Consider the following 11,350-nt stretch of genomic DNA (forward strand, 5'->3'; position numbering starts at 1 on the left):
GTCTCTTCGGTAATGGCACTCGCGTAAGCAGTGCCCTCCCAGCGGCGCACTCGGGGAGGTTAAATATCATGATTGTGTAGTCGGTAGCTATGGGGGTAAAAAATTCGATTAGCTTGCTAACATCAGTCTATCATGCTGATTCAATTTTGCGATCCTTACGGCTAGCTCATGGATATACTGGATAAACGTGCTTTCTATTTGTTGGAGGTGAACAGCTGTGGCGGTATTCGCGCAGCGGCAGAGCATCTGCATATCAACCCTTCCGTGGTGAGCCGTCAAGTACGAGGCCTCGAACGAGACTTGGGTATGGCGCTGCTAGAACGGCAGGGGCGTCATGTCATGCTGACGGAAGCGGGCCAATTGGTGGTGGATAGTTTTCTAGCTCAGCGGCGGTTGAACTCAGAGCTGGGGGATACGCTGTCTCGTCTGCGTAACATGCAGGCGGGGAAAGTGGTGGTATCTGTAGGTGATGGCTTTGTGGATAGCTTCATCAATTACGTGATGCGACGGGTTTCGAAGCAGTATCCAGATGTGCTGATCGAGATAAAAACAGGTATTTACTATCCACGCGAACCCCATGAAATGGTGGCTAACGACGAGGTTGATATTGCTATTACCTATGGTCCAGTTTCTGATCCGAGGCTCATTGTGCACTCTTTTGAGCGAGGGCCGCTGTGTGCTCTGGTTGCACTGTTTCATCCCCTCGCCAGTCAGGAAAGTGTTTCGGTAGCAGAGCTATTAAAGCATAAGCTAATTTTTCTACCGGACGTGTCGGGTTCGCAGCAATTTGTCAATTCACTGTTTAGCGCCGCCGGGCAACCGGCAACGCCCAGCTATCGCTGCAACTTACATTCCGTTTCACGGAGAATGGCGAGTGCGGGTGTTGGGGTGTCATTTATGACGGCGGCGGCTGCGCGCAATGAAATAGAGTCTGGGTTACTTAAAGCGGTTCCCATTCAGCATCCTATGGCTGCCAGCAGTCAGGGCAACCTAGTGCGCCGAGTCGGCAGAAGGCTGTCGCCTGCTGCCGACTATCTGTGGAAACTTATGCTGACAATGCAGTGATGCTTAGCGGCATCAGTTAGCCATCATGTAAACGCCGGGGCCAATCGGCCATCCCATGGCTAGCCAGAACATCAGAAACGCAGACCAGGCGATCAAGAAGCTCAAGGCAAGTGGAAGCATGGTGGCGATGAGCGTGCCTAATCCCATATCAGGCTTGTAGCGCTGCATATACACCAGGGCGACCGAGAAGTAGGGGCTCATTGGGGAAATGATGTTGGTACTAGAATCACCGATGCGGAACATCGCCAATACAAAGGCGGGATCAAAGTCGATCATCATTAGCATGGGTACGAAGACCGGCGCCATTAATGCCCACTGTGCCGAGCCACTGGTCATAAAGACGTTAAGTACCGCGCTCATCGCAATAAACGCACCTACTAGCGGAAGCCCAGTAAACCCGGTGCTTTGTAGAATGTTTGAGCCTTCAATGGCAATGTACTGACCAAGCTCCGACCAACGGAAGTAGGCAATAAATTGCGAAATGGCAAAGAACAGCACGAGGGTGGGTGCCAGATCGCTAGCTGACTCGGCCATGTGTTTGGGCACGTCACGGCTACTGGTGATCTTGCTGGTAGTGATGCCATAAACCAGCCCAATAGTGACGAAGTAGATAAACATAAGCGGCACCAGCGAGCGTAGGAACGGTGATGGAATCAGGCCGCCCTCTTCATTACGCAGTGGCGATGCCTCCGGTACCACGGCTATTAGCACCAGCGCGAGATAAAGCAAAGTGGCAATGCCGACACGCTTGAGGCCTCGCTTTTCTGCCTCAGTCAATTCTGGTTTGACGATATCAGTTTTAAAGTCCTTGCCCATCGGCAGGGTACGTTGAAGTCTGGGCTCCACTATTTTATCGACAATCAAGGTGCCCATAGTCGCAAGTACAAATACTGAGCAGGCCACGAAATAGTAGTTGTCGATCGGTGACACATAGGCTCCAGGGTTGACTAAACGCGCAGCGTCAGTGGTAATGCCGGCAAACAGTGCGTCCCCTACGGTAATGAAGAGGCTAGCATCAAACCCCGCTCCAGCGGCAGCGTAGGCAGCTGCTGCACCGGCAATCGGATGTCGCCCAACCGAGTAGTACACCATAGCCGCTAAGGGAATTAAGATTAGGTAGTTGGCGTCTGATGCGATGCTGCCGCAAATGCCGGCCATAAATACACAGAAGGTAAGCAGAGAGGGTGGCGCTTTCGCCACACTGACCTGCATCAACGTTGACATCAGGCCGACTTTATCCGCCAAGCCAATGCCAAACATGACGACTAGAATCAGTCCCAGTGGGGGGAAGTTGACAAAGTTACTGACCACACTGGTCAACATGAACTCGATCCCATCCGATGAGAGCAGGCTGCGAACGTAAACCTCTGCATCGGTTTGGGGATTAATCGCAGAAACACCCAAGGTAGCGAGTATGGCGGAAATCATCACGACAATAGCCGCTAGAATGGTAAACAAAATAAAGGGGTGGGGCAGCTTATTGCCCACTCGTTCTATAGAAGAGAGTACGCCTTGCATCATTTTGACCCTTATTTTTAAACGTTATTTTTAAACCTGATGGCTTGGTAAAGGACTATTAGTAAGTGGGTTTTTAGTGCTTGGTTAGCAGTTCTTTGGCTAGGGCTACGAACATTCCGCCTGCCACTGGTAGGATTTGATCATTGAAGTCATAACGCTCGTTGTGCAGGTAAGCACCTTCGCCGTTGCCGACAAAAAAGAAGCAGCCAGGTACTTCCTGGAGATAAAAAGCAAAGTCCTCTGCGCCCATGGTGGGCATATAGTCCAACTGCTGAATATCATTGCTCACGGTGTGCTTGGTGGCTATAGACAGCACTCGTTCCGACCAGGCTTGATCATTGACTAGCGGGGGGACTTGGTGCAGGTGCTCCATATGGTAATAAGCACCATGCGCTGCACAAACACCTTGGGTCACTTGCTCAAGTTTTCCCGCCAATGCTTCTCGGGAAGAGGGTCGGTCGCTACGAATATTAACCAGTAGCTCGGCGTGGCCGGGAATAACGTTGGCAGCATCGCCAGCATGGAAGGAAGCTACTGTAATAACGCCCGCTTCCAGTGGCGATTTATGACGCCCTACCAGCCCCTGCAACTGTTGCACCAGCGATGAACCTATATAAATAGGATCTACCGCCAGGTGCGGCATGGCTGCGTGGCCAGAGACGCCTTCTATAGTGACTTTATAAGTGTCGTTTCCTCCCATTGCCGGGCCAGGTTTAACGAACAGCTGACCGGCAGGAAAGCCTGGGCGGTTATGGTAGCCAAACACGGCGTCCACTTGTGGGTTTTGTAGCACGCCCGCTTTAACCATTAAATCGGCACCGTTTCCACCTTCTTCGCCCGGCTGAAACAGCAGTTTGATATGGCCGCACAGCTCGTCCTGCATTGCCATCATAGTTTCTGCGGCAAGCAGCAGTGTGGCGGTATGTCCATCGTGGCCGCAGGCGTGCATTAGACCTTCTCGCTGGGAACGGTGGGCAAAGGCGTTGGTTTCATTAATCGGCAGTGCGTCCATATCGGCACGAAAAGCAAGCACGGGCCCTTCCCGACCTGTATCCAGTTCCGCCATGACACCAGTGGTGGCGATGCCTTCCGTTACTTGATAACCAAGTTCGCTAAGCCGCTTGGCAACGAGTCTCGCAGTATCGTTTTCTTGGAATTTAAGCTCTGGGTTCTGGTGAAGCTTATGCCGCAGTTGGGTGGCTTCATGCAGTTGCTGTTTTGAAAATACTTGCTCTGAAAACATGTCCTGTCCTTGCCGTTATCGATGTATTTTTTGGCGCTTTTACGTTAAGCGACTTGGCAGGCAGAAAAGAGGCAGTTGAGTAACGAGTTTGTTGCTTTGAAAGCAACATTGGTGGGGGAAGTGACCCCTTGCATGGTTGCACAAGCTATAGCGCAGTGTTCAGGGAGACGAGGATTAGCGACGAACCTATCGTCAAACGTTGAACGACCAAACGACAAGCCGCGGTGATGATGGATATTTTAAAGGCAAAACCACGGCCGTAGGGTGGCTCATGAGTATTCGCTCAGTGTCTCCGAAGTCGATGGTGGGGTCGAAGAGAACCAGCGCAACATAGCGAATGGTTTCCGAGCATGCCCGAAGGATTTCTGTGGACAGTATGAATCCGAGCGGCGGGAGCCAGGGAGACTCCGGGCGAGGCCCTGCATACCGAAGCACGAAGCGTTCCATGCTCTTGTCGAAGTGGTTGCCATGGATGCCTTCTTAGAGGCCACTATTACTACCAAAGTATACCGTGATGATTGAGGCCCTATGAGCTATCGTGTGCATTGTGGTATGCAAAGGTATTCAAAAGTATTCGTTTGCAGGTGTTAGCTTGATTAGCACTCTTGGTTTGTTTGGCCTGAGGACGACGGATGACCTCATGTGTAAAAACGTGGCCGAAGGGGCTGATAAGAAGGTGTTGACGTGTGAACTACCTGCTGATGAGGTGACGTTTGCCGATGCGCCCGTAGTGATTATTAGACAGCCAAAACACGGCCTTTGAGTCGTTATTAACATTGGCGCACTGAGGTTTATCATGGCGACATTACAGGAACACAGAACCATGACAGGTCATATTGAACAACCCGGCCTGATAAGAGCGTTGGATAAGGTTTGTAGATGCCTGGAAAACGCTCTTATTTTTGTTGCCGGATCTATGATTATTTGCGCCATGGCAATTACTTTTGTCGATGTCGTAATGCGTTATATTTTCAACTCGCCGCTTAATTGGTTTTTTAATTTAATTACCATGTATCTGCTTCCTGGGTCTTATTTTTTGGCGTTTTCTTATGCGTTGAGAATGGGAAGCCACCTGAAGGTTGATTATTTCAAAAGCAAGCTGCCTTTAAAATTTACCAGCTTTTGCCTTTTGGTCTTCGGCCTCATCGCCACATTGATGTTTAGCTATATTGCTTATACCTATTCTTTAAGGGCATACAGTGCCTGGCAAGAGAACGAGATCGTTTATGGCGTTGTGAGCTGGGTTGTTTGGCCGTCTGAATTTATTATCGCTATCGGCTCCTTTGTTTTCTCGTTCAGGTTGTTAATAACAACAATAAATAACTATGTTTCTAAAGGGGGCGAGCTGTGATGGTCATTGCTTTATCTTTTCTCTTTCTGTTTTTTCTTTTGATAATAGGCATTCCGGTTGCAATCAGTCTTGCGATATCCGGTGCTTTGGGAATTTTTCTAACCACTGGGATAGATGTCCTGCTGGGGATCCTATCGGCTTCGCCAGGCTCTGCTCTGACGACCTACGAGCTGCTCACCATTCCGATGTTTATCCTCATGTCGGAATTTATGGGGGTCAGCGGTATCACCGGCTCCCTGTTTAGCGCCATTGCCAAGTGGACAGACAAGATACAGGGTGGCGTGGGGATTGCTGCTGTTGTCACAGGTGCTGCTTTTGGTGCAATTTCTGGCTCCAGTACAGCGGCTGCAGCCACGCTGGGGAAAATCAGCACGCCCGCCATGCAGGCTGAGGGGTATTCTCCGAAAATGGCTGGCAGTATTGCCGCTATTTCGGGCACTATTGCCATGCTGATTCCTCCCAGTGTCGCACTGATTTTCTATGGGCTGCTCAGCGGGGTTAGCATCAGTGACCTTCTGATTGCTGGCATAGTGCCTGGCATATTGGTGACGCTCACTATCGCCATTACCATCAAGATTCTGATCATCCGAAATCCAGTAGCCTCTAATAATAAGACCTATAGCTTCCGCGAAAAGCTGACAGCATTGAAGGTAGCTACCCCCTTTCTGATGCTGTTCAGTGTTGTTACGGGATTAATCTACACTGGCATTGCCACACCCGTTGAGTCCTCGGCTTTGGGTGCACTAGGCGCACTTTTGCTTGCTTTTAAATCAGGCAATCTCAATGCTGAAGCATTCAAAAATGCCGTTATAAATACGTGCTGCATTTCTGCCATGATCGGCCTTATTGTTGTTTGTGCACATGTTTTCGGTTACTTCATAACCATGACCGGCATCACCCGAAACTTAGTCAACTATGTGGGGCTGCTGGATGTTTCGCCATACCTTATCTTGTTCTTTTTGGTGATCCTCTATCTGGTTCTGGGGTTGTTTCTAGACCTGATCTCCATTTTGATTCTCACTATTCCTGTGGTTCTTCCGGTTGTTGTTTCGCTCGGATTCGACCCGATCTGGTTCGGTGTGATCGTCATTTTGTTGGCTGAGATAGGTATCGTCACGCCACCGGTCGGCATGAACGTCTTTGTGGTGGCGAAAGTGGCCAATGTGCCTGTCGAGGAGCTTTTTTCAGGCGTCATACCCTACATCGTCATGCTGCTTGGTTTGATCGCTTTGTTAATAGCATTTCCACAGATTGTGCTGTGGCTTCCATCAACGGCTATGTACTGACGCGTAATGTTGGTAACTAGTCTTCGCCAATTTGTAGGAGTTTGGGTCAACGATAGATAGGGTTCATCTATATAAAGGTGGGTTAAGGTTTAAGCTTGTTGTAAAAACGTTATACCTATCATCAATGCACCATGCATTATTGGAAGATTTTGTTTATCCCGCTGTATTCATTAATAACTGGCACAAAAACTGAAGAGCGATAAAAAAAGGGAGTACCATCATGAATAACTATAAAAAGCACCTTCCACTGCTGTTGACGGGTGTTTTGGCATGCGGTTCAGTCTCCGCGGCAGAGGTTGAACCAGTGACATTGAAGTTTGCCGAATGGCTGCCCACCACTTCTTTTGCCATAGAGTATGGGGCCAACCCGTTTATGGAAAAGGTGGCGGAGCTCTCCGACGGACAGATACAGTTCGACTTTTATCCGGCAGAACAACTTGGGCGTGGTTCTGAATCTCTGACCTTGTTGCAGACAGGTGTGGCGGATATTGCCAACGTATCTCCGGCTTATATACCGGAAAAGCTCCCTTTGTCTGGCGTTGTTGAGCTACCGGAAATCGTAAAAAACTCCTGTAGCGCGGCGGATAGCTTCTATGAGATGGCCCAGCCAGGTGGGGCTATTTATGAAGCGGAGTTCAAGCGGCATCACATCCGCCCTCTTTGGGTGGGCAATATGGGGCGCTATCGAATACTGACCAACAACAGCGATATTTCGTCGCTCGATGACTTGAATGGTCTGCGAATGCGTACTGCCGGTGGACCTATGACACTCACCGCTGATGCTCTGGGTTCAAGCCCTGTCACAATGCAGGCTTCAGACGTACTAACATCACTCTCTCGCGGTACGCTGGATGGTGTGTATTACCCGCTTCGAGGCATCCTGGACTATGGCCTTGCACCAGCACTGGATCAATTAATTCCGAACTTCTCCGTCGCTAGCTTTGGTCTCACCTACTCGATTAGTGACCGAGTGTGGGAGCGCCTGTCACAGCAGCAACAGAATATTCTGGTAGAGGCAGGAAGGTACGCTATGCAAACCTACTGTGATTACGTGGATAACTCTGAACCGGAAATCATCCAGACACTTGAGGAGGAGTACGGTATTGCCCAAGTGCCCCTATCTGATAACGATCTTGAACAAGCACACGCCAACCTTGAAGGCGTCTATGACCGCTGGGCAGAACCCTTGAAAGCGCGCGGCCTGCCAACTCAAGAGGTAATTGAAGGTATGCAGTAAGTGGTGTCGCCGGGCTCAGCAAATGGCCCGGCAGTTTTAGGCGGGTGTGCAGGGCTGCGGGAAAAGCAGGCAGTTCACAGGAGAGATGACATGAGCAGAACAAAATTGCAGGGCAAGGTGCTAGCCAGTGGACTGGCGTTTCCTGAAGGGCCGATTGCCATGGAAGATGGCAGCATATTAGTCGTGGAGATTCAAAGAGGCCGCTTGACGCGTGTCCTACCTGACGGCGAGCTACAGACCGTGGCGGAGGTGGGTGGGGGGCCAAATGGGGCGGCTCTCGGGCCGGATGGGCACTGTTATATCTGCAACAATGGTGGATTCAGTTGGCGTACTGACGATGGCTACAGCCGACCTACCGGCGCTGCATCCGATTATGACGGCGGTTCGATTCAAAGAGTCAACCTTGTCACCGGCTCTGTTGAGACGCTTTACACCCACTGCCAGGGCGTTCCGCTGCATGGCCCTAACGATATCGTTTTTGACGATCAGGGTGGTTTCTGGTTTACCGACTTTGGCAAGAAATTTGATGACCGCATTATGCTGGGTTACCTCTACTATGCCCGATGCGACGGTAGCTCGATTCGCCGCGCGGCAAAGCATCTGCTGACGCCCAATGGGGTTGGCCTGTCGCCAGATGGGCGTATGTTGTACGTCTCTGAAACCGAAACCAGTCGGCTTTGGCGTTATCCGATCACCGCGCCCGGTGAGCTGGGTCAGGAGCCTTGGCCATCTCCCAATGGCGGCAAGTTGGTTCACGGCCTGCCGGGCTATCAGCGCCTTGATTCTATGGCTTTGGAAGAGAGTGGTAACATTTGTGTCGCTACCCTGGTGGATGGGGGGATCAGTGTTTTTTCTCCGCAGGGGGATTTGCTCGAGTTTCATGAAGCCCCTGAAGGGTATTGCACTAATATCTGCTTTGGTGGATCAAACTTGCAGACGGCTTACATCACTCTGTCCGGTTATGGTCAGCTGTTAGCTGTCCCTTGGCCACGCCCTGGTTTGCGTTTAAATAATCAATAACTTCACCAGAGAGCAAGTGCTTTGGAAGTGCTTGAATAAATGGATGTGGCAGAATGTAAATCACAACAGCGATTGCTGATTAGCCAGCCAGTAATGGATGGCTTGAGCACCTCGGCGTAGACGTTCAGCGACGTGCGTCAGCCCAGCCTCTTGAGTAAGCCACTGAGCGCTTCTTGTTTCCTGCCTGCATGCAGACTGGCAGATCCGTGCTTCTTAGCAGGTGCTGTCGGTCTATGGCCCGTTGGTGTCGAGGGGCGGCAAGGTCGTCCGCTCTACCCATCTTCTGGGTGATCTCGGCACTCCTCACTACCTCTATTGCGCTGATCGCCACGCCAGTGAGCTTGCTGCTCCAAGTCCCCCTCTCATTGAGATCGACAACCCCTTAAGGCTGCAGGTTTGTGAGTGCTTATAAACGTACCACACACCCTGAGCGGCCAACGGCTAATGGTCATTGTCACAGGCGCGTACATCCGGTCAGTGCATGGTGCCTGGCGGGGCGCTTTTGTTCAGGCGTTGTTATGGCGCTCGGATCGTTTCCTTCAGAATGTGAGTAGCGGTTAGTTATCGGTTTTTTGCCCTGCATTGCGACCAAAGTATGTCGTGATAGTTGCAGCGCTATAGGCTAGTGTGTGTATTATAGTATCCAACGGTATTCAAGAGTATTCTTATTGGAGGTGTTGGTTTGATTAGTACTATTGGTTTTATTGGCCTGGGGGCAATGGGTGAGCCCATGTGTAAAAACCTGGCCAAAGGGTCTGGTAAGAAGGTGTTGGCCTATGACCTTGCCTCTGAGCCGCTGGAGAGACTGGCGGCTGAGGGTGTGCAGAAGGGCGAGGACGCTCTGCAAGTGGCGCGCGAGAGTGATGTCCTCTTCCTGTCTTTGCCAAGTGGCCAGCATGTAAAAAGCTTGATGCTAGGAGAGGACGGCATTGCCAATGAACTCAAGCAAGGCGCTACAGTCGTCGACCTGAGCACAACCTCCGTAGAGGATGCCAGGTGGTTAGAGCGTGAGCTGCAGGCCTACAAGGTGAAGTTTGCCGATGCGCCTGTCGCGCGCACTCGGCAGGCTGCGATTGATGGCAACTTGTGCGTCATGGTGGGTTGCGCCGAAACCATTTACGGAAATATTAAAGAGCTTCTGCAGCACATTGCATCAGACATTATTCATTGTGGAGATGTTGGCGCCGGCCAGTTGGCCAAGATTCTGAATAACATGGTGCTCTTCGATACTGTGGCCAGCCTGTCCGAGGCATTGGTGATTTGTGAGAAAAGTGGCGCCGACCCTAAAAAGATTTTTGAAGCTATGTCGTTAGGGTCCGCAGATAGCTTTGCCCTGCGCAACCATTGCATGAAATTCATGCTCGAAAATGATTTCCCAGAAAAAAAATTCCCTACCTCATATGCATTAAAAGACCTCAGCTATGCGCTGGAACTGGCAGAGAATTACGGCTTGACGTTGGGAATGGCAGAAAATACCAAGTCCCTATTTCAGAAAGCTATAAAGGAAGGATACGGAGAGCAGTACTTTCCGGTCATCGTCAATAGTATGCGCAATGACTGAGTTTAGTCTTTAACGGAAAGTTAAATATATAACAATTACGAGAGGTGACTATGGCTTATACGAAGCAAGCATCCGTGCTGGCGGTGGTAATTTCCTTATGTGCAGCAGGCGTTGCCCATGCCGATACTCGATTGACGATTGGTTCTACATCCTCTTCGTCATCACATTATGGTTATTTCGTCGCCGTTTCGCAGATCATTAACGAGAATGTCGATGGTGTGCGCTCTTCCGTCATGGAGACGGGGGCAACCATTGATAACTTGAGAAGGATCAAACGTAATCAGGCCGATATGGGGTTAGTGACCACCAATGTTGCCTATGATGCCTATCACGGCGAGGGGGCGTTCGAGGGTAATGAAGTCCCCACTAATGTGCTATGGGTGTATGGCCCTTCGGCTCAGAATGTCGTAGTGAGAGCGGATGCTGGCCTGAACACTATTAGTGATCTGGAAGGTGTCAAATTCAACCCGGGTATTGTTGGATCGGGCACGGAAGCGACTGCCGAAGCGGTGTTTGATGTGATCGGTGTAACGCCTGACTATGTGCGTGGTTCCACAACCGACATGGTTAACCAGATCAAGGATAATCGTGTCAAAGGTTATGTGAAGAGCGGCAATGGCCGAATGCTGGATGCCTCCAGTATCGATATCGCCACTATGACCCCAGTTAATATTCTTGGCTTGAGCGATGAGCAGGCAGATGCCATTCGCCAGGAACTGCCTAGCTTGGGCATCATGAATATTGAAGAGAATGAGGCTGGTGATGACTATCCGGCATATACCACCTGGGCGTATGGCAACACGGTAAGTTCAAGAGCTGACTTGGATGAAGAGGTTGCCTACAACATCGTTAAAGCTATCGTCGAGCATCAGGATGCTCAGGCGGCCGCTTTCTCAGTTTTAAAAGATGCAGATATCCCAGAGATGACAATTGAGCTTGCAACGACGCCTCTTCATCCCGGCGCTATTCGCTATTTTGAAGAGCAGGGATATGAAGTTCCTGAGCATCTTAAACCCTAAGTTGTGAAATAAAGAGTGGTCGTTTTTATGAAATAGAGCTGACTTGAGTG

The 11,350-nt window shown here is 50.5% G+C and carries 9 protein-coding genes; 7 read left to right on the top strand and 2 right to left on the bottom strand.

Features of this window, described 5'->3' with window-relative positions; genetic code table 11:
• Positions 1-168 precede the first annotated feature (168 nt).
• Positions 169-1,065 carry a LysR family transcriptional regulator gene (locus AC4EYZ_RS14090; protein WP_022521404.1) on the top strand — a complete coding sequence of 299 codons (897 nt, stop codon included), beginning with the start codon at positions 169-171 and terminating at the stop codon, positions 1,063-1,065.
• 12 nt (positions 1,066-1,077) lie between these two features.
• Here AC4EYZ_RS14090 and AC4EYZ_RS14095 read toward each other — a convergent pair whose 3' ends face one another.
• Together AC4EYZ_RS14095 and AC4EYZ_RS14100 are read right to left on the bottom strand one after the other, a co-directional pair.
• On the bottom strand, positions 1,078-2,586 hold the full coding sequence (locus AC4EYZ_RS14095; RefSeq protein ID WP_474191973.1) for an AbgT family transporter: 1,509 nt from the start codon (positions 2,584-2,586) through the stop codon (positions 1,078-1,080).
• A 70-nt stretch (positions 2,587-2,656) separates the two neighbouring features.
• The gene (locus AC4EYZ_RS14100; protein ID WP_474191974.1) at positions 2,657-3,826 is read right to left on the bottom strand and encodes a M20 metallopeptidase family protein; all 1,170 of its coding nucleotides are present in this window, start codon (positions 3,824-3,826) and stop codon (positions 2,657-2,659) included.
• A 796-nt stretch (positions 3,827-4,622) separates the two neighbouring features.
• On the opposite strand from AC4EYZ_RS14100, the gene AC4EYZ_RS14105 reads away from it, so the two are divergent.
• The 6 genes from AC4EYZ_RS14105 to AC4EYZ_RS14130 all read left to right on the top strand — a co-directional run bounded on the left by AC4EYZ_RS14105 (position 4,623) and on the right by AC4EYZ_RS14130 (position 11,300).
• Positions 4,623-5,177: a TRAP transporter small permease gene (locus AC4EYZ_RS14105; RefSeq protein WP_414120119.1), complete on the top strand. Its 555-nt coding sequence runs from the start codon at positions 4,623-4,625 to the stop codon at positions 5,175-5,177.
• Complete coding sequence (locus AC4EYZ_RS14110) at positions 5,177-6,463, top strand: TRAP transporter large permease (protein WP_474191976.1); 1,287 nt, start codon at positions 5,177-5,179, stop codon at positions 6,461-6,463. Before AC4EYZ_RS14105 ends, AC4EYZ_RS14110 begins: the two co-directional genes overlap by 1 nt.
• Positions 6,464-6,683: 220 nt before the next feature.
• The gene (dctP, locus tag AC4EYZ_RS14115) at positions 6,684-7,700 is read left to right on the top strand and encodes a TRAP transporter substrate-binding protein DctP (protein WP_474191975.1); all 1,017 of its coding nucleotides are present in this window, start codon (positions 6,684-6,686) and stop codon (positions 7,698-7,700) included.
• Positions 7,701-7,790: 90 nt separating this feature from the next.
• Positions 7,791-8,720: an SMP-30/gluconolactonase/LRE family protein gene (locus tag AC4EYZ_RS14120; protein WP_190374391.1), complete on the top strand. Its 930-nt coding sequence runs from the start codon at positions 7,791-7,793 to the stop codon at positions 8,718-8,720.
• Positions 8,721-9,402: 682 nt separating this feature from the next.
• Positions 9,403-10,281, top strand: coding sequence for an NAD(P)-dependent oxidoreductase (locus AC4EYZ_RS14125; protein ID WP_199105065.1), 879 nt, complete (start codon positions 9,403-9,405; stop codon positions 10,279-10,281).
• 50 nt (positions 10,282-10,331) lie between these two features.
• Positions 10,332-11,300 carry a TAXI family TRAP transporter solute-binding subunit gene (locus AC4EYZ_RS14130; RefSeq protein ID WP_414120116.1) on the top strand — a complete coding sequence of 323 codons (969 nt, stop codon included), beginning with the start codon at positions 10,332-10,334 and terminating at the stop codon, positions 11,298-11,300.
• Positions 11,301-11,350 lie beyond the last annotated feature (50 nt).

The sequence above is a fragment of the Vreelandella sp. 162(4c) genome, from assembly GCF_058152265.1.